The sequence below is a fragment of the Pseudoduganella aquatica genome, from assembly GCF_009857595.1.
Classification (GTDB): Bacteria; Pseudomonadota; Gammaproteobacteria; order Burkholderiales; family Burkholderiaceae_D; genus Rugamonas; species Rugamonas aquatica_A.
The window spans coordinates 96716-120346 of the sequence record NZ_WWCU01000005.1; the positions used below are offsets into that span (position 1 = coordinate 96716).

34 protein-coding genes are annotated in these 23631 nt (G+C 61.1%); 1 reads left to right on the plus strand and 33 read right to left on the minus strand.

Going from position 1 to position 23631, the window contains the following annotated elements; translation table 11 throughout:
• Nucleotides 1-43 precede the first annotated feature (43 nt).
• From GTP77_RS06770 to GTP77_RS06785, 4 genes are read right to left on the minus strand one after another with little or no spacing between them, the layout of a single operon-like run.
• Nucleotides 44-3178: an efflux RND transporter permease subunit gene (locus tag GTP77_RS06770; protein ID WP_161071418.1), complete on the minus strand. Its 3135-nt coding sequence runs from the start codon at nucleotides 3176-3178 to the stop codon at nucleotides 44-46.
• The gene (locus GTP77_RS06775; protein ID WP_161071419.1) at nucleotides 3175-4371 is read right to left on the minus strand and encodes an efflux RND transporter periplasmic adaptor subunit; all 1197 of its coding nucleotides are present in this window, start codon (nucleotides 4369-4371) and stop codon (nucleotides 3175-3177) included. The genes GTP77_RS06770 and GTP77_RS06775 overlap by 4 nt, the downstream gene beginning before the upstream one ends.
• A gap of 30 nt (nucleotides 4372-4401) precedes the next feature.
• Complete coding sequence (locus tag GTP77_RS06780) at nucleotides 4402-5757, minus strand: ATP-binding protein (protein ID WP_228894526.1); 1356 nt, start codon at nucleotides 5755-5757, stop codon at nucleotides 4402-4404.
• Entirely contained in the window at nucleotides 5754-6482 is a 729-nt protein-coding gene (locus GTP77_RS06785; RefSeq protein WP_161071420.1) for a response regulator, read from the minus strand. The genes GTP77_RS06780 and GTP77_RS06785 overlap by 4 nt, the downstream gene beginning before the upstream one ends.
• A gap of 212 nt (nucleotides 6483-6694) precedes the next feature.
• Here GTP77_RS06785 and GTP77_RS06790 point away from each other — a divergent pair, with 212 nt between their 5' ends.
• The gene (locus tag GTP77_RS06790; protein WP_161071421.1) at nucleotides 6695-7216 is read left to right on the plus strand and encodes a Spy/CpxP family protein refolding chaperone; all 522 of its coding nucleotides are present in this window, start codon (nucleotides 6695-6697) and stop codon (nucleotides 7214-7216) included.
• 121 nt (nucleotides 7217-7337) lie between these two features.
• On the opposite strand, the gene dsbD is transcribed toward GTP77_RS06790, so the two are convergent.
• From dsbD to rplC, 29 genes are all read right to left on the minus strand, one after another.
• Nucleotides 7338-9137, minus strand: coding sequence for a protein-disulfide reductase DsbD (gene dsbD / locus GTP77_RS06795; protein ID WP_161071422.1), 1800 nt, complete (start codon nucleotides 9135-9137; stop codon nucleotides 7338-7340).
• A gap of 199 nt (nucleotides 9138-9336) precedes the next feature.
• Nucleotides 9337-9732, minus strand: coding sequence for a 50S ribosomal protein L17 (rplQ, locus tag GTP77_RS06800; RefSeq protein ID WP_161071423.1), 396 nt, complete (start codon nucleotides 9730-9732; stop codon nucleotides 9337-9339).
• Nucleotides 9733-9855: 123 nt separating this feature from the next.
• Nucleotides 9856-10833 carry a DNA-directed RNA polymerase subunit alpha gene (locus GTP77_RS06805; protein ID WP_145878057.1) on the minus strand — a complete coding sequence of 326 codons (978 nt, stop codon included), beginning with the start codon at nucleotides 10831-10833 and terminating at the stop codon, nucleotides 9856-9858.
• A 109-nt stretch (nucleotides 10834-10942) separates the two neighbouring features.
• Entirely contained in the window at nucleotides 10943-11566 is a 624-nt protein-coding gene (gene rpsD / locus GTP77_RS06810; protein ID WP_161071424.1) for a 30S ribosomal protein S4, read from the minus strand.
• Nucleotides 11567-11791: 225 nt separating this feature from the next.
• A complete protein-coding gene (rpsK, locus tag GTP77_RS06815; protein ID WP_008444339.1) occupies nucleotides 11792-12196 on the minus strand; it encodes a 30S ribosomal protein S11 in 405 nt (134 codons plus the stop codon).
• Nucleotides 12197-12211: 15 nt separating this feature from the next.
• The gene (gene rpsM / locus GTP77_RS06820; RefSeq protein WP_028833790.1) at nucleotides 12212-12577 is read right to left on the minus strand and encodes a 30S ribosomal protein S13; all 366 of its coding nucleotides are present in this window, start codon (nucleotides 12575-12577) and stop codon (nucleotides 12212-12214) included.
• Nucleotides 12578-12604: 27 nt separating this feature from the next.
• Entirely contained in the window at nucleotides 12605-12718 is a 114-nt protein-coding gene (gene rpmJ / locus GTP77_RS06825) for a 50S ribosomal protein L36 (protein ID WP_005663407.1), read from the minus strand.
• Nucleotides 12719-12749: 31 nt separating this feature from the next.
• Nucleotides 12750-12968, minus strand: a complete 219-nt coding sequence (gene infA, locus GTP77_RS06830; RefSeq protein WP_005663428.1) for a translation initiation factor IF-1 — start codon at nucleotides 12966-12968, stop codon at nucleotides 12750-12752.
• 21 nt (nucleotides 12969-12989) lie between these two features.
• On the minus strand, nucleotides 12990-14324 hold the full coding sequence (secY, locus tag GTP77_RS06835) for a preprotein translocase subunit SecY (RefSeq protein ID WP_161071425.1): 1335 nt from the start codon (nucleotides 14322-14324) through the stop codon (nucleotides 12990-12992).
• Between the two features lie 32 nt (nucleotides 14325-14356).
• Nucleotides 14357-14788: a 50S ribosomal protein L15 gene (gene rplO / locus GTP77_RS06840; protein ID WP_161071426.1), complete on the minus strand. Its 432-nt coding sequence runs from the start codon at nucleotides 14786-14788 to the stop codon at nucleotides 14357-14359.
• Nucleotides 14789-14815: 27 nt separating this feature from the next.
• On the minus strand, nucleotides 14816-14992 hold the full coding sequence (gene rpmD / locus GTP77_RS06845) for a 50S ribosomal protein L30 (protein ID WP_161071427.1): 177 nt from the start codon (nucleotides 14990-14992) through the stop codon (nucleotides 14816-14818).
• 11 nt (nucleotides 14993-15003) lie between these two features.
• Nucleotides 15004-15522, minus strand: a complete 519-nt coding sequence (gene rpsE / locus GTP77_RS06850; RefSeq protein WP_049817602.1) for a 30S ribosomal protein S5 — start codon at nucleotides 15520-15522, stop codon at nucleotides 15004-15006.
• Nucleotides 15523-15532: 10 nt separating this feature from the next.
• A complete protein-coding gene (rplR, locus tag GTP77_RS06855; protein ID WP_028833785.1) occupies nucleotides 15533-15895 on the minus strand; it encodes a 50S ribosomal protein L18 in 363 nt (120 codons plus the stop codon).
• Between the two features lie 13 nt (nucleotides 15896-15908).
• Entirely contained in the window at nucleotides 15909-16442 is a 534-nt protein-coding gene (gene rplF / locus GTP77_RS06860) for a 50S ribosomal protein L6 (RefSeq protein ID WP_161071428.1), read from the minus strand.
• Nucleotides 16443-16451: 9 nt separating this feature from the next.
• Entirely contained in the window at nucleotides 16452-16847 is a 396-nt protein-coding gene (gene rpsH / locus GTP77_RS06865) for a 30S ribosomal protein S8 (RefSeq protein WP_161071429.1), read from the minus strand.
• Nucleotides 16848-16861: 14 nt separating this feature from the next.
• Nucleotides 16862-17167, minus strand: coding sequence for a 30S ribosomal protein S14 (gene rpsN, locus GTP77_RS06870; RefSeq protein WP_056404282.1), 306 nt, complete (start codon nucleotides 17165-17167; stop codon nucleotides 16862-16864).
• A 6-nt stretch (nucleotides 17168-17173) separates the two neighbouring features.
• A complete protein-coding gene (rplE, locus tag GTP77_RS06875; RefSeq protein ID WP_161071430.1) occupies nucleotides 17174-17713 on the minus strand; it encodes a 50S ribosomal protein L5 in 540 nt (179 codons plus the stop codon).
• Between the two features lie 6 nt (nucleotides 17714-17719).
• A complete protein-coding gene (gene rplX, locus GTP77_RS06880; protein ID WP_161071431.1) occupies nucleotides 17720-18034 on the minus strand; it encodes a 50S ribosomal protein L24 in 315 nt (104 codons plus the stop codon).
• Nucleotides 18035-18045: 11 nt separating this feature from the next.
• Nucleotides 18046-18414, minus strand: coding sequence for a 50S ribosomal protein L14 (rplN, locus tag GTP77_RS06885; RefSeq protein ID WP_050409761.1), 369 nt, complete (start codon nucleotides 18412-18414; stop codon nucleotides 18046-18048).
• A gap of 251 nt (nucleotides 18415-18665) precedes the next feature.
• Nucleotides 18666-18938 (minus strand): 30S ribosomal protein S17, encoded by a 273-nt coding sequence (gene rpsQ / locus GTP77_RS06890; protein ID WP_056404288.1) that lies wholly within the window; start codon nucleotides 18936-18938, stop codon nucleotides 18666-18668.
• Nucleotides 18935-19126, minus strand: coding sequence for a 50S ribosomal protein L29 (rpmC, locus tag GTP77_RS06895; RefSeq protein ID WP_161071432.1), 192 nt, complete (start codon nucleotides 19124-19126; stop codon nucleotides 18935-18937). The genes rpsQ and rpmC overlap by 4 nt, the downstream gene beginning before the upstream one ends.
• Before the next feature lie 12 nt (nucleotides 19127-19138).
• Complete coding sequence (gene rplP, locus GTP77_RS06900) at nucleotides 19139-19558, minus strand: 50S ribosomal protein L16 (protein WP_161071433.1); 420 nt, start codon at nucleotides 19556-19558, stop codon at nucleotides 19139-19141.
• A 2-nt stretch (nucleotides 19559-19560) separates the two neighbouring features.
• On the minus strand, nucleotides 19561-20379 hold the full coding sequence (gene rpsC, locus GTP77_RS06905; protein WP_057158346.1) for a 30S ribosomal protein S3: 819 nt from the start codon (nucleotides 20377-20379) through the stop codon (nucleotides 19561-19563).
• A gap of 9 nt (nucleotides 20380-20388) precedes the next feature.
• Nucleotides 20389-20721, minus strand: coding sequence for a 50S ribosomal protein L22 (rplV, locus tag GTP77_RS06910; protein WP_177307311.1), 333 nt, complete (start codon nucleotides 20719-20721; stop codon nucleotides 20389-20391).
• Nucleotides 20718-20993, minus strand: a complete 276-nt coding sequence (gene rpsS / locus GTP77_RS06915; RefSeq protein WP_050409767.1) for a 30S ribosomal protein S19 — start codon at nucleotides 20991-20993, stop codon at nucleotides 20718-20720. The genes rplV and rpsS overlap by 4 nt, the downstream gene beginning before the upstream one ends.
• 9 nt (nucleotides 20994-21002) lie before the next feature.
• Nucleotides 21003-21830 (minus strand): 50S ribosomal protein L2, encoded by an 828-nt coding sequence (rplB, locus tag GTP77_RS06920; protein ID WP_056404299.1) that lies wholly within the window; start codon nucleotides 21828-21830, stop codon nucleotides 21003-21005.
• Complete coding sequence (gene rplW / locus GTP77_RS06925) at nucleotides 21830-22147, minus strand: 50S ribosomal protein L23 (RefSeq protein WP_161071434.1); 318 nt, start codon at nucleotides 22145-22147, stop codon at nucleotides 21830-21832. The genes rplB and rplW overlap by 1 nt, the downstream gene beginning before the upstream one ends.
• Nucleotides 22144-22764 (minus strand): 50S ribosomal protein L4, encoded by a 621-nt coding sequence (gene rplD / locus GTP77_RS06930; RefSeq protein ID WP_056404301.1) that lies wholly within the window; start codon nucleotides 22762-22764, stop codon nucleotides 22144-22146. Before rplD ends, rplW begins: the two co-directional genes overlap by 4 nt.
• A 3-nt stretch (nucleotides 22765-22767) precedes the next feature.
• Nucleotides 22768-23424: a 50S ribosomal protein L3 gene (gene rplC / locus GTP77_RS06935; RefSeq protein WP_056404304.1), complete on the minus strand. Its 657-nt coding sequence runs from the start codon at nucleotides 23422-23424 to the stop codon at nucleotides 22768-22770.
• Nucleotides 23425-23631: the final 207 nt, after the last annotated feature.

Genomic DNA, 23631 nt, shown 5'->3' on the forward strand with positions numbered 1-23631 from the left:
CAAAACTAAACGGGCCGGAATTATTCCGGCCCGCAGTATGATATCAGTGCTTGGCGAGGCTGACAGCTTTTAGCTCGACCGGCCCCTTCGCCGGTTCGGGCTCGTCCACCAGGGCCGCGTCGTCCATCGGGCCGCTGCCGCTGTATTTGTCGAGGAAGAGATAGATCACCGGGGTGATGTAGAGCGTGATCACCTGCGAGAAGATCAGCCCGCCCACCACGGCCAGGCCCAGCGGCTGGCGCAGCTCGGCGCCGGCGCCCAGGCCGAGCGCGATGGGCAGCGCGCCCATCAACGCGGCCAGCGTGGTCATCATGATGGGACGGAAACGCAACACGCAGGCTTCGCGGATGGCTTCGGCCGGCTGCATGCCTTCGTTGCGCTGCGCGTGCAGCGCGAAGTCGATCATCATGATGGCGTTCTTCTTGACGATACCGATCAGCATCAGGATGCCGATGATGGCGATCATGGTCAGGTCGAGGTTGAAGATGCGCAGCGTCAGCAAGGCCCCCACCGCCGCCGACGGCAGGCCGGCCAGGATGGTCAGCGGGTGGATATAGCTCTCGTAGAGCACGCCCAGCAGCACATAAATGACGCCCAGCGCGGCGATGATCAGGATCAGCTGGCTGCCCTGGGAGCTCTGGAACACGGCCGCGTCGCCGCCGTAGGTGGTGATGATGGACGCGGGCAGACCCATGTCCACCGCCATCTTGTCGATCTTGTTGGTGGCCACGCCCAGCGGCACGTCCGGCGCCAGGTTGAAGGACAGCGTAATGGCCTGCAGCTGGCCCTGGTGGTTGACCGAGGTCGGCCCCACGGTGCGTTCCACGCTGGCAAAGCTGGACAGCTGCACCAGCGCGCCGGCCTTGTTGCGCACCGAGATCCTGGTCAGCGCGTCGTCGAACTGGCGGTCCTCGGCGGCCGCTTCCAATATCACGAAGTAACTGGCGGCGGACGAGTAGATGGTGGACACCTGGCGCTCGCCGAACGCAAGGTAGAGCGCGCTGCGGATGGCGCTGATTTCCACGCCCAGGGTGTTGGCCTTGTCGCGGTCTATCTTGAGCGAGGCCTGCAGGCCCTTGTTCTGGGAGTCGCTGGTGACGTCGCGGAAGTCGTTGTCGTTGCGCATGCGTTCCTGGAACTTGCCGGCCCAGTCGTTGAGCGCGTCCGGGCTGACCGACTGCAAGGTGTACTGGTAGCGGCTCTTGCTGGGGCGTCCGCCCAGCTGCAGGTTCTGCACCGGGCTCATGTAGACGGACATGCCGGGCACTTTGCGGGTGGCCTTGCGCAGGCTGTCGAGCACTTGCGGCATCTTGGCGCGTTCGCCGCGCGGCTTGAGCACCAGGAACATGCGGCCGCCGTTGCCGCCGCTGACGAAGGAGGTGACGTCCTGCACATTCGGGTCGGCCATGATGGCGTCGGCCACCTTGCCCTGCAGTTCCAGCAACGCGGCCGACGAGATGTCTTCGGCCGCTTCGGTGGTGACGCGGATCTGGCCCAGGTCTTCCTCCGGGAAGAAGCCCTTGGGAATGGTGGCGTACAGGATCACCGTCAGCACGAAGGTGCCGATGGCCAGGGCCAGCACCACGTAGCGGTGCTTGAGGGCGATGTCCAGCGTGCTGGCGTAGCCGTTGCGCAGGCGCGAGAAGCCGGCTTCGAACCAGCGGCCGATAAAGGTGTCGTCGCCTTCGGCTTCGTGCGCCTCGTTCGGCAGCAGGCGCGCGCACAGCATGGGCACCAGCGTCAGCGACACCACCGCCGACACCAGCACCGACAGCGCCACCACCACGGCGAATTCATGGAACAGCAGGCCGATCACGCCCGGCATGAAGAAGATGGGGATGAACACCGCCACCAGCGAAATCGAAATGGAAATAATGGTGAAGCCCATTTCGCGCGAGCCGACCAGCGCGGCCTGCAGCGGCTTCTTGCCCATCTCGATATGGCGCACGATGTTTTCCAGCACCACGATGGCGTCGTCCACCACCAGGCCCACGGCCAGCGTGATGCCGAGCAGGGACACGTTGTCCAGGCTGTAGCCGAAGGCGTACAGCAGCGACAGCGCGCCCAGCAGCGAGATCGGCATGGTGATGGCCGGGATGAAGGTGGCGGCGGCCTTGCGCAGGAACAGGAAGATCACCAGCACCACCAGCACCACGGTGAGCGCCAGCGTCAGGTTGACGTCGTGGATGGCTTCACGGATGGAAATGGAACGGTCGTTGACCAGGTTGATCTTGACCGAGGCCGGCACCTGGGCCAGGAAGCGCGGCAGCAAACGGCGCACGCCGTCCACCACCTGCACGGTGTTGGCGTCCGGCTGGCGCTGCACCAGCAGCACGATGGAGCGCTCGCCGTTGTAGCTGCCGGCGGTCTTGACGGACTGGTAGCTGTCCTCGGCGTCGGCCACGTCTTTCAGGCGCACCGGCTGGCCGTTGCGGGTGGCGACGATCAGTTCCGCGAACTCGGCCGCCTTCATCAGCTGGGCGTTGCCCTGGATGGTGAGGGTCTGGCTGGGGCCGTCCAGGATGCCCAGCGGGGTGTTGGCGTTGGCGGCCTTGATGGCGGCGGCCAGCTCGTCCAGCGTCATGTTGCGGGCGTTCAGCAGGTCGGCCTTGGCGCGCACGCGCACGGCGAAGCGCTTCTGGCCGTTGACGGTGACCTGGGCCACGCCGGGCAGGGTCGACAGGCTGGGGGCGATCAGGTTTTCCGCGTAGTCGTTCAGCTCGGACAAGCTGAGCGACGGCGAGGTCATGGTCATGAACAGCACCGGCGCGTCGGCCGGGTTGACCTTGCGGTAGGACGGCAAGTCCGTCATTTCCTGCGGCAGCGAACGCTGGGCGCGCAGCAGCGCGGCCTGCACGTCGACCGCCGCTTCGTTGACGTTGACGCTGGGGTCGAACTCCAGGGTCAGCGAGGTGTTGCCCAGCGTGCTGGTGGAGGTGATCATGCTCAGGCCGGCGATCGTGGAGAATTGCTTCTCCAGCGGCAGCGCGACCGAGGACGCCATGGTTTCCGGGCTGGCGCCGGGCAGGTCGGCGCCGACGTTGATGACCGGCGTGTTATAGCTGGGCAGCGCCGCGACCGGGATGTGGGCGTAGGCCAGCACGCCGGCCAAAATCAGGCTCAGCGACAGCAGCACCACCATCACCGGGCGGCGGATGCACAATTCGGACAGGTTCATGCTGCGCTATCCTTCTTTTTTGCGTCGCCGCCGCCCTTCTTCTTGCCCTCGGACGCGGCCTCCGCGATGCGCACCTTGCCGCCGGGGCGCAGGTTCTGTTTGCCTTCCACGATGATCTTTTCGTCGCCGTTCAGGCCGGACACGGCGGCGTACGGGCCGAAGGTGTGCAGGCGCTTGACGTTGGCCACCACGGCGGTCTGGTCCGGGGCGACCGTGTACACGAAAGTACCTCGGGTATTGCTAATAATAGCGTTTTGCGGCACCACCAGCGCATCTTTCAGCGTTTGCACGGTCAGCCTGGTGTTGACGTACTGGCCGGGCCACAGCTGGGTCTGGCTGTTGTCGAACTGGGCCTTGACGCGTATCACGCCGGCCATGGCGTCGACCGCGTTGTCGATAAAGCTCAGCTTGCCCTTGAACTGCTTGCCGCCCGAGTCCACTTCCACCGGCACCGCGCCGGCCTGCTGGGCCGCCAGCAGCCCGGCCAGCGCGCTCTCCGGCAGGGTGAAGGACACATTGATCGGGTTGAGCTGGGTCACCGTGGTGAGCGAGGTGGACAGCTGCACCAGGCTGCCCGGATAGACGTTGATGGCGCCCACGCGGCCCGTCATCGGGGCGCGGATGCTGGTGTAGCTGGCGTCCACCTTGACGGCCTGGGTGGCCGCGAGGTCCGCGTTGAGCACGGCGCGCGCCTGTTCGACCTGGCTGCGCAGGGTGTCCACCGCGCCCTGGGCGATGAATTTCTGCGCCAGCAGGTCCATGCTGCGCTGGTACTGGCGTTCCAGGTCGGCCAGCGTGGCGCGGTCGCGCATCACCTGGGCCTGGGCTTTTTCCACATTGGCGTTTTCGCTGCGGCTGTCGAGCGAGAACATCAGCTCGCCCTGCTTCACGAACTGGCCTTCCTTGATGTGCACCTTGACGATGGTGCTGGTGGTCTGCGGGTGCAGGTCCACGGTGCTGATGGGCGACACGGTGCCGTTGGCGGTGAGCATCACCGGCACGTCCTGGCGCTGCGGCGACACCACGTTGACCGTGGTCGGGCCTTGCTGGCCCTGGCCGCCGCCCTTGCCTGCGCCTTGGCCCTGGCCGGCCGCCTGCTTGGCGGGCTCGGCCGCCGGTTGCGCGTAATACCAGCCACCCGCGCCTATTGCGGCGGCGGCGCCTACCAGAACTATCAGTGTCGTCTTTTTCATGGTTTTTCTTGGATTATTGCAATGCGGGAATTATTTCCCTGCGTAATATTCGGGCAGCACCAGGGTCACTTCCAGGCCGCCGTTGGCGTGGTTGGCCAGCGCGATGCTGGCGCCGTGCTGTTCTGCGATGTTGCGCGCGATGGTCAGGCCGAGGCCGGTGCCGCCGGATTCGCGCGAGCGGGAAGTTTCGATGCGGTAGAAGGGTTCAAACACCTGGGCCAGCTGGTCCGGGGCGATGCCGGGGCCGGCGTCGTGGATGCGGATGCGCGCCGCGCCCACCATGCGCTCCACCGTCACGCTGGCGCTGTGGCCGTATTTGACGGCGTTGTCGAGCAGGTTCACCAGGCAGCGGCGGATCGCCAGCGGGCGGCCCATCAGGGCCATGGCGGCGCGGCCTTTCAGGGTCACGTCCTGGCCGGCGTCGGCGGCGTCGGCGCACACGCTGTCGAGCAGGGAGTCGAGGTCCAGCGCCTGCATGTTCTCGGTGCTGTCCATGCTGCGCGCCAGGTCCAGGCCCTCTTTCACCATCTGCTGCGTGGCCGACAGGTCGCCCAGCAGCTTTTGCTGCAGGTCGCTGTCGGTGACTTTTTCCAGCCGCAGGCGCATGCGCGTGAGCGGGGTCTGCAGGTCATGGGTGATGGCGGCCAGCATTTGCGTGCGCTGGAAAATGTGCTGGCGGATGCGCGCCTGCATGGCGTTGAAGGCGGCGCTGGCCTGGCGGATTTCGCTGGCGCCGCTCAGGGCCAGCGGCGGATGGTTGATGTCGTTGCCCAGGTCTTTCGCGGCCTGCGCCAGCTTCTGCAGCGGGCGCACGGCCATGCGGGTGACCAGGTAGGCCAGGCCGACTATGCTGAACAGGAAAGGCAGAATGCTGAACAGCTCGTTCTGGCCGGTGGGCGGCGGCGAACGCGGCGGCAGCACGGTCAGGCGCAGCACCTGGCCGTCGTGCAGGCCCACGTGCACCACGCCGCAGATGCCGCGCCACTGGACCGGGCCGAAGATGGAGTTGATCTCGCGCGGCGCGTCGCAGGCGGCCGGGCGGCCCGGCTGCGGCGCCAGCACGTAGTCCTTGCCCAGGCGGGCGGACAGCTGGCGGGAAAACGGCGTCGGCTGGGCCGCCGTGTCGATGGCGGCGTCGCTCGCCTCCAGCCGCAGGCCGCCCTGGCTGACGATTTTCAGGTAGGCGGCGCGCGCGTCCGGCGCCACCACGCTGATGGTGGAAATGATTTCATCGGAGCGGTCCAGCACATAGGAGTCGCGGTAGCGCTCCAGCGTGCGCTGGCGTTCGGTGACGGCCAGGTAATGCGTCAGCGCGGCCGAGCCCACGATGCCCAGCAGCAGCACCAGAAAAACACGGCCCGTCATCGAACTGAGGAAATCTTTCACGCCAGCGGCTCCACGCTGACGGCGCCGGCCAGCACATAGCCGCCGTTGCGCACGGTCTTGATGATTTGCGGCACGCGCGCGTCCTCGCCCAGCTTCTGGCGCAGGCGGCTGATCTGGATGTCGATCGAGCGGTCGAAGGGGTCGGCGTCGCGGCCCTGGGTCAGGTTCAGCAGCTGGTCGCGGTTGAGCACGCGGTTGGGGTGTTCCAGGAACACTTTCAGCAGGCGGAATTCGGCGCCCGAGAGCATAATGACCAGGCCGTCCGGATTGACCAGATGGCGCGCGGTCAGGTCCAGCGTCCAGTTGGAAAAGCGCATCTGCTGCACCTTGTCGGAGCCGGCATTGGACGGCATGGCGTGGCTGCGGCGCAGCACGCTGCGGATGCGGGCCAGCAGTTCGCGCGGCTCGAACGGTTTCGGCAGGTAGTCGTCGGCGCCCATTTCCAGGCCCAGGATGCGGTCCAGCGGCTCGTTGCGCGCGGTCAGCATGATGACCGGCAGCGAGGAGGTGGCGCGCAGCTTGCGGCACAGGCTCAGGCCGTCGTCGCCGGGCAGGTTCAGGTCCAGCACGATCAGGTCAGGACGGGCTTCGTCGAGCTGTTTCCACATGGCGGTGCCGTCCGCCGCGCACTGGGCGCGATAGCCGTTGGATTCCAGATAATCGGCCAGCAGGGAGCGGATATCGCGGTCGTCGTCGACGATCAGGATGGTAGAAGTTTGTTCCATGCTCCAATTATCCTTAGTTCGGCGGGGGAAGGCCAACAAGCGTTTGTATCGGCTTGTATATCCTGCGCCACAGCAAGTAGCGGCGGCGGAGAAACAGTTTGATACAAAAGCGGCCGGCGGGGCAATGCAGGGGCAACACCACCCTGCCAAGATGTGTTCCATGTGCAGTGCACATAAGCAGAAGCCACTGAACCCAACGCAAAGGATGGACCATGAACACGATACGCAAATCCCTCATCATCGGCATGACCGTATTCGGTCTGGGCGTGGCCGGCAGCGCCGCCTACGCCGCCGACGCCCCGGCTCCGGGCCGCCACGGCCAGGCTCTGACGCAGGAGCAGATCGCCGCCAAAATGGCCGAGCGCCAGGCCAAATTCAAGGAAATGGTCGCCAAGCGCCAGGCCGCGCTGCACGACAAGCTGAAGCTGACGGCGGCGCAGGAACCGGCCTGGGCGGCCTTCACCGCCGCCACCGCGCCCAAGCTGCCGGCAGCCCGTCCGGACCGCGCCGCGCTGGCCCAGCTGAGCACGCCGGAACTGATGGAAAAACGCCAGGAAATGCACAAGCAGATGCTGGCCCAGCAGGAAGTCCGCCTGGCCGCGCTGAAGACCTTCTACGCGCAGCTGACGCCTGAGCAGCAAAAGACCTTCGACGAGGCAGCCAGGCACCGCCACGGCCGTTTCGGCGGCCACCGCGGCGGCCAGGGTGGCGGGATGATGATGCGCCACGGCTAAGCCGGCAAGGCGGGTTACGCGCCCACGCGCTAACCCGCCCTACGCTCGACTCAGCACCTGCGAAAATATCGTAGGGCGGGTTAGCAGCGGCGCTGCGTAACCCGCCAAGCGCCGTCCGGAACTACTGCAGCTTATCCAGCGACTTCAGGAAGGTTTCCGCATTCTGGAACCCCACCACGCGGGAATCCGGAATCTCCTGCCCTTGCGCATTGAACAGAATAATGCCCGGCGGACCAAACAGCTTGAAACGCTTCAGCAAAGCCTTATCATCTTCATCATTGGCGGTCACATCCACCTGCAGCAGCACGGTGTTGGCCAGCCTGGCCTTGACCGCCGGCTCGATGAAGGTCAGCTTCTCCATTTCCTTGCAGGACACGCACCAGTCGGCATAAAAGTCGAGGATGGCGGTCTTGCCGCCCGTTTGCGCCAGCGCGGCATCCAGCTGGGCCACGGTTTTCACGCGCGTGAAGTGCACCGCCTGCGCGCCGCCGGTCAGGTGCGCCAGCGGCGCCAGCACATCCCTGCCCCCGGTAGCCAGGCCCACCAGCTGCACGCCGCCGAGAAGAATGAACACGGCCGCCACCGCCTTGGCCAGCCAGCCGTAGCCCGCGCTGCCCCAGTTCATGCCGCGGCTGCGGCCGGTGCGGGACAGCAGATACACGCCGTAGCCTATGCCCAGCAGCGCGAAGCCCACCATGGCCAGCGCGGCCGGCAGCACCGGCGACACCAGCCACAAGGCCATGGCCAGCAGCAGCACGCCGAAGAATTGCTTCACATTGTCCATCCAGGCGCCCGCGCGCGGCAGCAAGGTGCCGGCCGACACGCCCACCAGCACCAGGGGCACGCTCATGCCCACCGCCATGGCGAACAGCGCGCCGCCGCCGACAACCACGTCGCGCGTCTGGCTGATGTAGACCAGGGCGCCGGCCAGCGGCGCGGCCACGCAGGGGCCGACGATGAGCGCGGAGATGGCGCCCATGGCGAACACGCCGGCCAGCTTGCCGGAGGACTGGCGGTTGGACACGGTGCTCAGGCGGCTTTGCAGGCCGGCCGGCACCTGCAGTTCGTACACGCCGAACATGGACAGCGACAGGCCCACCATCAGCAGGCCGAAGGCGCCCAGCACCCACGGATTCTGCAGCGCGGCGGCCAGTCCTTCGCCGATCAGCCCGGCGGCCACGCCCAGCGCGGTGTAGACGATGGCCATGCCCAGCGCGTAGGTGAGCGACAGCAGCAGGCCGCGCGAGCGGCTGCTGTGCTGGCCTTCGCCGACAATAATCGAGGACAGGATGGGCACCATGGGCAGCACGCAGGGCGTGAACGCCAGGCCCAGGCCCAGCAGCGCGAACAGCGGCAGGATGACCAGCAGGCGGCCGCCCTTGAGCGCCGCTTCGATCTTGCCCAGCTCGCTGGCGGCGCCGGTGCCGGATGCGGCGCCCTGCGGCGATGCCGCAGCCACGTCAGCCGCCGGCGCGGCGCCGCTGCCGCCGCTGCCGATCAGGCTGGCCTGCGCGTCCTGCGGCGAGTAGCACAGGCCCTTGTCGGAGCAGCCCTGCGAGGTGGCGGTCAGGGTGAACGGGCCGGCCGTGTCCACCGGGATGGTGATGGTGATGTGCTTGCGGTAGGTTTCGACTTCCTTGTTGAAGGTCTCGTCGAATTTGACCTTGCCCGGCGGGATGTCCGGCTTGCCCAGCGTGGCGCCCTGCGCCTTGAAGGCGAAGCGCTCACGGTACATATAGTAGCCGTCCGCGATCTCGTAGGTGACGCTGGCGGTTTTGGCGTCCAGCATGCGGGCCGAGAATTTGAAGGCGACGGCGGGATCGAGGAAGTCCTCTTCGGCGCGGGCCGGGCCGGAGAACAGCAGCGTCAGCAGCGTTAAGGGGAGCAGCAGGCGGACGAGGTGGTGGGCAAAGCGGAACATGACAGCCTTCTAAAACTAAAACTTTTCTATGGTACACCTGCTTGGCGGGTTACGCTCCGCTAACCCGCCCTACGCGCTTGCCACGCCTCGGGTCTGGACGATGCGTAGGGCGGGTTAGGGGCGCAGCCACGTAACCCGCCAAACCAGCGGCGCATAAAAAAAGCCAGGCAGAGCCTGGCTTTTTCTTACTCGGCGTGAATTACGCTTCGTCAGCAACTTCAACAGCTTCGGTGACTTCTGGACGGTCCAGCAGTTCAACGTAAGCCATAGGAGCGTTGTCGCCTACGCGGAAACCCATTTTCAGGATGCGCAGGTAGCCGCCATTGCGGTTGGCGTAGCGTGGGCCCAGTTCAGCGAACAGCTTCAGGACCATTTCGCGGTCGCGCAGGCGAGCGAAGGCCAGACGCTTGTTGGCCAGGGTGTCGGTCTTGCCCAGGGTCAGGATCGGCTCGATCACGCGGCGCAGTTCCTTAGCTTTAGGAACGGTGGTTTTGATGGCTTCATGACGCAGCAGGGAAACGGTCATGTTGCGCAGCATAGCCAGGCGGTGGGACGAGGTACGATTCAGTTTACGGAGGCCGTGACGGTGACGCATGGTACTTCCTTTCAATGATGTTTAATGCCAGGTTCTTCGATCGCCAGGGCTCTCACCAGGGCGCGGACCGGTTCATAAGGGTTAAACGCCCCTGGCACATGCCGGGGACGGGTGCTACAAGAATTACTTCTCCAGACCTGCAGGCGGCCAGTTCTCCAGCTTCATGCCCAGAGTCAGACCACGCGAAGCCAGCACTTCCTTGATTTCGTTCAAGGACTTGCGGCCCAGGTTCGGCGTCTTCAGCAGTTCGTTTTCCGAACGCTGGATCAGGTCGCCGATGTAGTAGATGTTTTCCGCTTTCAGGCAGTTGGCCGAACGCACGGTCAGCTCCAGGTCGTCCACTGGACGCAGCAGGATAGGATCGACCAGCGGAGCGCGCGATGGCGCTTCGGCGGCCGCTTCCGTGCCTTCCAGGGCGGCGAACACATTCAACTGGTCCACCAGGACGCGGGCCGACTGGCGGATCGCTTCTTCCGGCGTGATCACGCCGTTGGTTTCGATGTTGATGATCAGCTTGTCCAGGTCGGTACGCTGTTCCACACGGGCCGATTCCACGGCGTAAGACACGCGGCGCACTGGCGAGAACGACGCGTCCAGGATGATGCGGCCGATGGTCTTGTTGGTGTCTTCGGACAGGCGGCGGACGTTGCCCGGCACATAGCCGCGGCCTTTTTCCACTTTGATCTGCATGTCCAGCTTGCCGCCTGCGGTCAGGTGGGCAATCACGTGGTCCGGGTTGATCAGCTCGACGTCGTGCGGCAGGTCGATGTCCGATGCCAGGACGGCGCCTTCGCCTTCCTTCTTCAGGGTCAGGGTGACGGAGTCACGGTTGTGGACTTTGAAGACCACGCCCTTCAGGTTCAGCAGCAGGTCAACCACGTCTTCCTGGACGCCGTCCAGCGACGAGTACTCGTGCACCACGCCGGCGATCGTCACTTCGGTCGGCGCGTAGCCGATCATGGACGACAGCAGCACGCGGCGCAGCGCGTTGCCCAGGGTGTGGCCGTAGCCACGCTCGAACGGCTCCATCACGACTTTCGCGTGGCCGGCGCCCAGGGTTTCTACGTCGATAATACGTGGCTTCAACAAACTGTTTTGCATGAAATGTCCTTTTCAATACCCTCGGCTCATTACACCGATAAGGCTGATGGCATTAGTGAAAACGCCCGCTGTGCGTTTGCGGCAGCGGGCGGGGAACGACTGACTACGATTAACGCGAGTACAGTTCGACGATCAGCGATTCGTTGACGTCGTGGGCGATTTCGTTGCGCTCTGGCAGCGATTTCAGGGTGCCTTCCATTTTCTTGGAATCTACCGACACCCAAGCTGGCATGCCAACTTGTTCAGCCAGCGACAGCGCTTCAACGATACGCACTTGCTTTTTGGCTTTTTCGCGCACAGCGATCACGTCGCCGGTTTTCACGTTGTACGAAGCGATGTTCACGACATTGCCGTTCACGGTGAACGCCTTGTGCGATACCAGCTGGCGCGCTTCGGCGCGGGTCGAGCCGAAGCCCATGCGGTATGCAACGTTGTCCAGGCGGGTTTCCAGCAGGGACAGCAGGGTTTCACCGGTGTTGCCTTTGCGGCGGTCGGCTTCAGCGAAGTAGCGGCGGAACTGGCGTTCCAGGATGCCGTACATGCGTTTTACTTTTTGCTTTTCGCGCAGCTGGTTGCCGAAGTCCGAGGTGCGGGCGCCCGATTTCACGCCGTGCTGGCCTGGCTTGACGTCCAGTTTGCATTTCGAATCCAGGGAGCGGCGTGCGCTCTTCAGGAACAGATCAGTGCCTTCACGGCGGGACAGCTTTGCTTTTGGTCCGATATAACGTGCCACGGTGCTTTCCTTTAAATAATGACGCCCCAGCCAGCCGCTGTGCGGATGGTTAGGCGCTAGTCCAGCTCACTTTCAGCTTGGACGGTGGCTCAAAACGAAAAACCCGCCGGAGTTGATCCGACAGGCGAGAACAGCCGGACAGTATAGCCGTTTCCGGCCCACTGTTCCAGCGGTTTTTTGCTTCCAAGAGGACGGCGCCGGCGGACTGGTCCGCCGGCAACGTCATTAGATACGACGACGCTTAGGAGGACGGCAGCCGTTGTGCGGTACTGGGGTAACGTCCTGGATCTCGGTGATCTTGATGCCCAGGTTGTTCAGTGCGCGCACTGCGGATTCGCGACCAGGACCTGGGCCCTTGATACGCACTTCCAGATTCTTGACGCCGCACTCAACAGCCACTTTACCAGCGGCTTCCGCAGCAACCTGCGCTGCGAACGGGGTCGATTTACGCGAACCCTTGAAGCCAGCGCCACCGGAGGTCGCCCACGACAGGGCATTGCCCTGACGGTCGGTGATGGTGATGATGGTGTTGTTGAAGGAAGCGTGAACGTGTGCGATACCTTCGGCAACGTTCTTCTTGACCTTCTTGCGTACGCGAGCTGCTGCTGCGCTGCTTTGTTGCTTAGCCATAATATTTTCCTAAGATTATTTCTTCAGCGATTGAGCGGCTTTGCGCGGGCCCTTGCGGGTACGTGCATTGGTGCGGGTACGCTGGCCGCGGACCGGCAGGCCCTTACGGTGACGCATGCCGCGGTAGCAGCCCAGATCCATCAGACGCTTGATGTTCATCGACAGTTCGCGGCGCAGATCGCCTTCCACTACGAACTTGCCGATTTCATCACGCAGCTTTTCCAGCTCGCTGTCGTCCAGATCTTTGATCTTCTTGTTGGTTGGAACACCCGTCGCCTGGCAGATGAACTGCGAGCGTGGGCGGCCGATACCGTAGATGGCGGTCAGGCCGATAACGGTATGTTGGTGGTTTGGGATGTTAACCCCTGCAATACGTGCCATTCGTTATTCCTCGATAAATAACGGTTATTAACCTTGACGCTGCTTGTGACGCGGTTCGACGCAGATTACGCGGACCACACCTTTGCGCTTGATGATCTTGCAGTTGCGGCAGATGCGCTTGACTGAAGCGTTAACTTTCATTTTTGCACTCTCTTCTAGTACGATTGTTTATTTACTTGGTCCGGAACACGATGCGGGCCCGGCTCAGATCGTAAGGTGTCAGTTCGACCGTCACCTTGTCGCCAGGAAGGATGCGGATATAGTTCATCCGCATTTTACCCGAAATATGCCCGAGCACCACGTGCCCGTTTTCCAGCTTCACTCGAAATGTTGCATTGGGGAGATTCTCCAGAATCTCGCCTTGCATCTGTATGACGTCGTCTTTTGCCATTTTTCGTTATGTTTGCCGCGCTTATCGCTGCGGAATCCCGCCCTTGAAGTTTGCTTTGCGCAGCAGCGATTCATATTGCTGCGACATCACATAGTTTTGCACCTGGGCCATGAAATCCATGGTCACAACCACAATAATCAACAGGGAGGTGCCGCCAAAGTAGAAGGGAACCTTCCACTGGGCATTCATAAACTCCGGCAACAAACACACCAGCGTGATGTAGACGGCGCCGGCCAGGGTCAATCGCGTCAGGATCTTGTCGATGTAGCGGGCAGTCTGCTCACCGGGACGTATCCCTGGCACAAAGGCCCCGCTCTTCTTCAAGTTGTCCGCTGTTTCCTTGCTGTTGAACACCAGCGCGGTATAGAAGAAACAGAAGAACACGATTGCAATGGCGTACAACAATGCATGGATAGGCTCGCCCGATGCCAGCGATGCCGCCAGGTCTTTCATGAAACTGACGACAGGACTGGACTTGTCGAGCCCCTTCGAGAACCAGTCCACGAGCGTAGCCGGGAACAAGATAATCGACGATGCGAAGATCGGCGGGATCACGCCTGCCATGTTCAGCTTCAGCGGCAGGTGGCTGGTTTGGCCACCGTAGATCTTGTTGCCGACTTGACGCTTGGCGTAGTTGACCAAAATCTTGCGCTGTCCACGCTCCACGAACACCACGGCGAAGGTAACCAGGGCTACCAGGGCCACGATGAGGATCGCCGAGAAGCTGCCGATCGAACCGGTCGACACCTGGGTGAACAAGCCACCCAGCGCGCCCGGCAGACCGGCGGCGATGCCGGCGAAGATGATGATGGAGATGCCGTTACCGAGACCGCGCTCGGTAATCTGCTCCCCCAGCCACATCAGGAACATGGTGCCGGTCAACAGCGTCACGATCGTCACGAAGCGGAAGCCCAGGCCAGGATCCAGCACCAGGCCAGGCTGCGATTCCAGGGCCACGGACACACCCAGAGCCTGGAACAGAGCCAGTGCCACCGTCGCATAACGGGTGTACTGGGTGATCTTGCGGCGGCCGGATTCGCCTTCCTTCTTCAGCGCTTCCATCTGCGGCGACACGATCGACAGCAACTGCATGATGATCGAGGCCGAGATGTAGGGCGTGATACCCAGCGCAAACACCGTGAAGCGAGACAGGGCGCCACCGGAGAACATGTTGAACATGCCCAGGATGCCGCCTTCCTGCGACTTGAACAGTGCCGCGAGCTGTGCCGGGTCTACACCCGGCACAGGAACGTGAGCGCCGATACGGTACACCACCAATGCGCCAAGCAAAAACCACAGGCGGCCCCAAGGGAAGCCAGCTGCAGCGCTCTTAGCAAGTTGCGGGTTGGTCGCCAATTTTCGCTCCGATCTAGCTGTTAGCTACTGACTCAGGCTACCGAGCCGCCAGCCGCTTCGATGGCCGCTTTCGCGCCCGCGGTGACTTTCAGGCCTTTGACCACAACGGCTTTGGTGATTTCGCCGGAGGCGATCACGCGCACGTCGCGGGCCAGCACGCCCAGCACGCCGGCTTGCTTCAGGACCAGAATGTCGACTTCGCCGGTCGGCAGGTTGTTCAGGTCGGACAGGCGCACTTCAGCTTTGAAGGTGGCGTTGAGCGACTTGAAACCGCGCTTAGGCAGACGGCGTTGCAGAGGCATTTGACCGCCTTCGAAGCCGACTTTGTGGAAGCCGCCCGAACGCGATTTTTGACCCTTGTGGCCACGGCCGGCGGTTTTACCCAGGCCGGAGCCGATACCGCGACCGACGCGACGCTTGTAGTGCTTCGCGCCTTCTGCAGGTTGAATGGTATTCAGTTCCATTGATTTCTCCAGATCATAAGCCAAGGCTTACGATACGACTTTCACGAGGTAGGCGACCTTGTTGATCATGCCGCGTACCGATGGGGTGTCCTGCAACTCGGCAACCGAGTTAACACGGCGCAGACCCAGGCCACGCACGGTGGCGCGGTGGTCTTGACGAGTGCCGATCAGGCCCTTCACCAGTTGTACTTTGATAGTGCTCATGTGGTTTCCCCTTAAGCCAGGATGTCTTCCACCGACTTGCCGCGTTTCGCAGCGATGTCAGCAGCAGTACTGATTTTCGACAGGCCGTCCAGGGTAGCGCGCACCAGGTTGTACGGGTTCGACGAGCCGGTGGATTTCGCCACCACGTCCGTCACGCCCATCACCTCGAAGATCGCGCGCATGGCGCCACCAGCGATCACGCCGGTACCCGGCTTGGCTGGCATCATCATCACTTTCGACGCGCCGTGGCGGCCGATGACGGTGTGATGCAGCGTGCCGTTTTTCAGCGGCACTTTGATCAGGTTGCGGCGGGCTTCTTCCATTGCCTTTTGCACACCCACTGGCACTTCTTTCGATTTGCCTTTACCCATGCCGATGCGGCCATCGCCGTCACCAACCACGGTCAGCGCCGCGAAGCCCATGATACGACCACCCTTGACCACTTTGGTCACGCGGTTGATCGCGATCATTTTTTCGCGCATGCCGTCGTCCGGCTTGTCGCTTTGCATTTTAGCTTGCATTTTTGCCATGATCGTACCCTTAGAACTTCAGACCGGCTTCGCGGGCAGCTTCTGCCAGCGCTTTGACACGGCCGTGGTAACGGAAACCGGAGCGGTCGAACGCAACTTCGGTGATTCCTGCTTTCAGTGCTTTTTCTGCTACGCGTTTGCCCACCAGTGCGGCGGCGGCGGCGTTGCCACCCTTGCCGGATTTGCCAGCCAGTTCAGCGCGCACTTCCGCTTCCGCGGTCGAGGCCGAAACCAGTACTTTGGCATCCGGGCTGGTCAAGTTTGCATAGATGTGCAGGTTGGTGCGGTGGACCGACAGGCGGTTCACTTTCAGCTGCGCAATCTTGATCCGGGTTTGACGTCCGCGACGCAGACGAGATTCTTTTTTATCCATCGTCAGCCCCTAATTACTTCTTCTTGGTTTCTTTGATCTTAACCACTTCGTCCGAATAACGGACGCCCTTGCCCTTGTAAGGCTCAGGTGGGCGGTAAGCGCGAACTTCGGCGGCGACCTGGCCGACCTTTTGACGATCGATACCCTTGATCAGGATCTCGGTCGGGGTCGGGGTTGCGCAGGTGACGCCTTCCGGCATCGCATGGGCGACCGGGTGCGAGAAGCCGAGCGACAGGTTCAGCTTGTCGCCAGCGGCTTGCGCCTTGTAACCCACGCCAACCAGGTTCAGTTTCTTTTCGAAACCCTTGGTGACGCCGGTGACCATATTGTTCACCAGGGCGCGCAGCGTGCCGGACATGGCATTGGCTTCGCGGCTGTCGTCGGCCACGTTGAAGGACAGGGTGCCGGCGTTGTTTTCGACTTTCACCTGGCCGGTCAGGGCCTGGGTCAGTACGCCCAGCGGGCCTTTTACGGTAATCGCTGCTGCGGAGATGGCGACTTCAGCGCCAGCTGGCACAGCGATAGGCATTTTAGCTACACGAGACATTATTGCTCCTTACGCGACGTAGCAGATGACTTCGCCGCCGACGCCGGTAGCGCGTGCTTTGCGGTCGGTCATGACGCCTTGCGGGGTCGACACGATGGCAACGCCCAGGCCGTTCATCACGGTTGGGATTTCATCCTTGCCCTTGTAGACGCGCAGACCCGGACGGGACACGCGCTCAAGGCGCTCGATAACAGGACGGCCTACATAATACTTCAAACCGATTTTGAGTTCCGACTTGCCGCCAGCTTCGGCGACAGCGTAGTCCTCAATGTAACCCTCGTCCTTCAGGACGTTGGCAATCGCTACTTTGACTTTCGACGATGGCATGGCCACGGTCGTTTTTTGAACGCCTTGGGCGTTGCGAATGCGGGTCAGCATATCGGCGATAGGATCGCTCATACTCATTGCTTGTTCTCCTATTACCAGCTGGCTTTAGTCATACCCGGAATCTCACCACGCATGGCGAATTCACGGAGCTTGATACGGCCCAGACCGAATTTACGGAAGGTGCCGCGTGGACGACCGGTGACGGCGCAACGGTTGCGCTGACGGGTCGGAGCGGAGTTGCGTGGCAGCGCCTGCAGTTTCAGGCGGGCTTCGTAACGCTCTTCTTCCGTCTTCGACTGGTCGTCGATGATGGCCTTCAGCGAGGCGCGCTTGGCAGCGAATTTGTTTGCCAGGTCGACACGCTTCTGTTCACGGTTAATCAGTGCGAGTTTTGCCATGATCTATTAGTTCCTGAACGGGAATTTAAAGGCGGCGAGCAGAGCTTTCGCTTCGTCGTCGGTCTTCGCGGTGGTGGTGATCGAAATGTTCATACCACGCAGCGCATCGATCTTGTCGTACTCGATCTCTGGGAAGATGATCTGTTCTTTGACACCGATGTTGTAGTTGCCGCGGCCGTCGAACGAACGACCGGACACGCCACGGAAGTCACGCACGCGCGGCAGGGCCACGGTGATGAAACGATCCAGGAACTCGAACATACGGGCGCCGCGCAGGGTCACCATGGTACCGATCGGATAGCCTTCGCGGATTTTGAAACCGGCGATAGCTTTGCGCGACTTGGTGGTCACTGGCTTCTGGCCGGCGATCTTGGTCAGGTCGCCAACGGCGTGTTCCAGCACCTTCTTGTCGGCGATTGCTTCGCCCACACCCATGTTCAGGGTGATCTTGGTCAGGCGCGGCACTTCCATTACCGTTTTGTAACCGAATTTCTCGGTCAGCTCGGCAACGATTTTGTCTTTATAGACTGCTTGCAGACGGGCCATTTCTTATTACCCTTTCACTACTTCGCCGTTCGACTTGAAGACGCGGACTTTTTTGCCGTCCACATCTTTGAAGCCTACGCGATCTGCCTTACCGGTCGCAGCGTTGAACAGAGCAACGTTGGACACGTGAATAGGCATGGTCTTGTCAACGATGCCACCAGTTACGCCAGTCATCGGGTTCGGCTTGGTCGCTTTTTTAGCAACGTTGACGCCCTCAACCACGACATGCTCAGCGTCTACACGCTGTTGCACGGTGCCGCGCTTGCCCTTGTCTTTACCGGTCAAAACGATGACTTCGTCGTTTTTACGAATCTTATCCATTTACTGACTCCTTACAGGACTTCCGGTGCCAGGGACACGATCTTCATGAACTTCTCAGTGCGCAGTTCGCGCGTGACAGGTCCGAAGATGCGGGTACCGATCGGCTCCAGCTTGGCGTTCAGCAGCACGGCGGCGTTGCCGTCGAACTTCACCAGGGAGCCGTCTTGGCGGCGCACACCTTTAGCGGTACGCACAACCACAGCGTTGTAAATTTCACCTTTTTTGACACGGCCGCGTGGCTGGGCAACCTTGACGGTTACCTTGATCACGTCGCCAATGCCAGCATAACGGCGCTTGGAGCCGCCCAATACCTTGATGCACATGACTTCTTTGGCACCGGTATTGTCGGCCACTTCGAGCCGGCTTTCAGTTTGAATCATAGTATTCTCTTTCCCAACTTAAGCCGAAGAATCCACACAATGTGGACCTCTCGGTCAGTCTTGGTCCCGCCAATGGCTTTCACCATTGTTTGGGTGCTTGACCTTCATACAAGTACTGACCGCGGTCCATGTCTGCGGAGAGACACTTTGCGGCGTTACATGAACGAAGCCCGCAAGTATTACACGAAACCTGCGGGCTTGCAAGAACTAATTGAAAAGCGCCACCGGCTAGGCCGGCGACGCTTGGTCAATTAAACGATTTGTGCAGCTTGCACTACACGAGTCACCGTCCACGCCTTCGTTTTGGAGATCGGACGGCCTTCCTGGATCTCGACCGTATCACCGGCTTTGACTTGGTTGGTTTCGTCGTGTGCGTGGTATTTAGCCGAACGCACAATGATCTTGCCGTACAGAGGGTGCTTCACGTGACGTTCGATCAGAACGGTAACGGTCTTGTCCATCTTGTCGGACACCACTTTACCGATCAGCGTGCGCTTGAGCGACTGTTTCACTGGTTGGTTCATTTGGCTTCCTTCAGATTCATTACCGTTTTTACACGCGCGATGTCGCGGCGTACCTTCTTGAGCTGCGAAGTGTTGCTCAGTTGCTGCGTAGCGGTTTGCATACGCAGACCAAACTGGGCCTTCAGCAGATCGTTCAGCTCTTGTTGCAGAGCTGCCTGGTCTTTGCCGCGGAGTTCAGATGCTTTCATATTTCACTCCTATTATTGGCCAACCTGGCGCACCACGAAGGTGGTAGCCAGAGGCAGTTTGGCAGCAGCCAGGCGGAACGCTTCGCGTGCCAGTTCTTCACCGACGCCGTCCATTTCGTACAGGACTTTGCCCGGACGGATTTCAGCGACGTAGTATTCCGGGTTACCTTTACCGTTACCCATACGAACTTCGGCCGGCTTGTTCGAAATCGGCTTGTCCGGGAAAACGCGGATCCAGATACGGCCGCCACGTTTGATGTGACGGGTCATGGCGCGACGTGCTGCTTCGATCTGGCGCGCGGTGATACGACCGCGGGCCACTGCTTTCAGACCGAACTCGCCGAACGACACCGAAGTGCCGGCGGTGTGCGAAATGCCGGTGTTGCGGCCTTTCTGCTCTTTACGATACTTCCTGCGTGCTGGTTGCAGCATGGTTATTCTCCTGCTTTCTCAGCTGGTGCAGCGGCGGCCGGTTTAGCGGAACGCACGCGGGCAGCACCTGCCGGGGATGGTTTAGCACCGGCCGGACCTGGACGTGGGCGGCCGGAAGGCTTGCCATCGTCACGGCGTGGACCGCGGCTTTTCTTCTCGTCAGCCGGGGTCTCGATGACTGGCGCTTCGCCGGTAGGCGAGCGGTCACCCTTGTAGACCCACACCTTGACGCCGATGATGCCGTAGGTGGTCGATGCTTCGCTGGTGCCGTAGTCGATGTCGGCGCGCAGGGTATGCAGAGGCACGCGGCCTTCGCGGTACCATTCTTTACGCGCGATCTCGATGCCGTTCAGACGGCCCGACGACATGATCTTGATGCCCAGGGCACCCAGACGCATGGCGTTTTGCATCGCGCGCTTCATGGCGCGGCGGAACATGATACGCTTTTCCAGCTGCTGCGAGATCGAATCGGCGATCAGCTGCGAGTCGATTTCCGGCTTGCGGATTTCTTCGATGTTCACGTGCACCGGCACGCCCATGATCTTGGTCAGCGCCGACTTCAGTACTTCGATGTCTTCGCCTTTTTTACCAATGACCACGCCTGGACGCGAGCTGTAGATCGTGAAGCGCGCGTTCTTGGCTGGGCGCTCGATGACGATGCGGCCAACGGAGGCGTTCTTCAGTTTCTTTTTCAGGAAAGCGCGAGCTTTCAGGTCTTCGTTCAGCATGGCAGCGAAATTGCCGTTGCCTGCGTACCAGCGCGAAGCCCAGTTACGGGTGACCGCCAGACGGAAACCGGTTGGATGAATTTTCTGACCCATCGTGGCTCCTTAGTTACCGACAGTCACGTACACGTGACAGGATTGTTTCGAAATGCGGTCGCCACGGCCCTTTGCACGCGCGGTGAAGCGCTTCAGGATCGGGCCCTTTTCGACGTAGATCGTTTTCACGAACAGTTCGTCGATATCGGCACCATCGTTGTGCTCGGCGTTCGCGATTGCGGACTCCAGCACTTTCTTGATGATGGCCGCGCCTTTTTTCGGGCTGAACTGCAGAATGTTCAGCGCAGCGTCAACCTTCTTGCCGCGGATCAGATCAGCCACCAGGCGGCCTTTTTGATCCGACAGGCGCACGCCTTTGAGGATAGCTTTGGTTTCCATTATTTCTTAGCCTTTTTGTCAGCAGCGTGGCCCTTGAACGTGCGGGTCAGCGCGAATTCGCCGAGCTTGTGACCAACCATGTTCTCGGAAACATACACTGGCACGTGCAGCTTGCCGTTGTGCACAGCGATCGTCAGACCGATGAAGTCAGGCATGATCGTCGAGCGGCGCGACCAGGTTTTGATTGGCTTTTTGTCTTTGGTCGCTTGCGCGGCTTCGACTTTTTTCACCAGGTGGGCGTCACAGAACGGCCCTTTTTTCAATGAACGAGTCATGGTTTATCCTTATTTCTTGCCGCGGCGCGAGACGATCATCGAAGAAGTACGCTTGTTGCTGCGCGTCTTCTTGCCCTTGGTCTGCTGGCCCCATGGGGACACTGGATGACGACCTGCTGCCGTTTTACCTTCACCACCACCGTGCGGGTGATCGACCGGGTTCATGACCACACCGCGAACGGTAGGACGAACACCGCGCCAGCGCATCGCGCCAGCCTTGCCGATCTTGCGCAGGCTGTGTTCGGCATTGCCGACTTCGCCCACGGTCGCGCGGCACTCGATGTGCACGCGGCGCACTTCGCCCGAGCGCAGGCGCACTTGAGCGTAGGTGCCTTCGCGGGCCATCAGCACAACGCCGGCGCCGGCGGTACGGGCCATCTGGGCACCCTTACCTGGCAGCATTTCGACGCAGTGCATCACGGTACCGACCGGGATGTTGCGGATAGGCAGGCAGTTGCCCGACTTGATAGGCGCTTCCGAACCGTTCATCACGCTGTCGCCAACGGACATGCCCTTGGTCGCGATGATGTACTGGCGCTCGCCGTCGGCGTAGCACAGCAGGGCGATATTCGCGGTGCGGTTTGGATCGTATTCGATACGTTCCACTTTCGCAGGAATGCCATCCTTCTGACGCTTGAAGTCGATCAGGCGATAGTGCTGCTTATGACCACCGCCGATGTGGCGGGTGGTGATGTGGCCGTTGTTGTTGCGGCCGGCAGTTTTGGATTTCTTTTCAACCAGGGCAGCGAACGGACGACCTTTGTACAGGTCCGGGTTCACCACCTTCACCATGCCGCGACGGCCTGGGGAGGTTGGCTTCATCTTTACGAGTGCCATTATTTAGCCTCCTCGGAGAAATTGATTTCCTGGCCAGGCTTCAGGCACACGAAAGCACGCTTGGTATGGTTGCGGCGGCCGGTGAAACGACCCGAACGCTTGACTTTACCTTCGCGATTGACGGTTTGCACCGACAGGACTTCAACCTTGAACAGCAGTTCAACGGCTGCCTTGATCTCAGGCTTGGTCGCATCCGGCAGTACGCGGAATACGATTTGCTCGTTCTTTTCCGCGACCATGGTGGCCTTCTCGGAAATGACCGGAGCCTGCAGCACCTTCATCAGGCGCTCTTCGCTGTGTTTGATGACTGCGCTCATGCCAGCATCTCCTCAATCTTGGCCAGTGCCGCTTTGGTGACCAGGATCTTCTTGTAGAAGACCAGCGACATTGGATCTGCGTGGCGTGGCTCAACTACCAGCACGTTAGGCAGGTTACGGGAAGCCAGTTCCAGGTTTTCTTCGATGTTGTCAGCGATGATCAGCACCGATTCCAGACCCATGGCGTTCAGCTTTTGCGACAGCAGCTTGGTTTTTGGAGCTTCGATAGCGAAGTCTTCAACAACAACCAGGCGCTCTTCGCGAGCCAGTTGGGACAGGATCGAGCAGATACCAGCGCGGTACATCTTCTTGTTCACTTTGTGGGTGAAGTTCTCGTCAGGCGAGTTCGGGAAGATGCGACCACCGCCGCGCCACAGTGGCGACGACGACATACCGGCACGAGCGCGGCCGGTACCTTTTTGGCGCCATGGCTTCTTGGTCGTGTGGTGGACTTCTTCACGGTCTTTCTGCTTACGGTTGCCGCTGCGCGCATTGGCTTGGTAGGCGACCACGATCTGGTGGATCAGGGCTTCGTTGTAATCACGGCCGAAGACGGTGTCAGCGGCGGCAACGTTGGAAGATGCTTGACCTTGAGCATTCAGGAGCTTGAGTTCCATCGATTAAGCCCCTTTCTTTGCTTTGACTTTGACAGCAGGCGAGACGACCACTTGGCCGTTTTTCGCGCCTGGTACCGCGCCTTTGACCAGCAGCAGCTGACGGTCGGCGTCGATACGAGCGATTTCCAGATTCTGGGTGGTAACAGTAACGTCACCCATGTGGCCGGTCATGCGCTTGCCTGGGAATACACGGCCCGGATCCTGCGCCATACCGATCGAACCTGGTACGTTGTGCGAACGCGAGTTACCGTGGGTCTGACGACCGGAGGCAAAGTTGTGACGCTTGATGGTACCGGCGTAGCCCTTACCGATGCTCGTGCCCTGAACGTCGATCTTCTGACCAACTTCGAACAGCGAAGCGGCGATAACTTCACCAGCTTTCAATTCTGCAGCTTTAGCAGCGTCGACGCGGAACTCTTTCAGCAGAGTACCGGCTTCAACACCAGCTTTAGCGTAGTGACCGGCTGCGGCTTTGGTCACGCGGGAAGCGCGACGTTGACCGAAGACGACCTGAACAGCGGAGTAACCATCCGTTTCAGGGGTTTTGATTTGCGCAACGCGGTTGTTCGACACGTCCAGCACGGTGACTGGGATCGAGTCCCCATCATCCGTGAAGATGCGCATCATGCCAACCTTGCGACCGAGGAGGCCTAGGCTCATTTTTTCTCCATTCCCACCTACGATTGGGCGGGGCTTTGTTTAACTACAAAAATTAGTACGGCCCGTAAAAAGATGGATTCCATACCGAAGCCGGCTAGTGTAGCGCGAAAAGACTCTTGACGCAACAACTTAGTACGGGGTATGTGAACTATTTGCGGACATGAAAAAAGGCCAGGCATTGCTGCCTGGCCTTGTGCCGCTTCACGC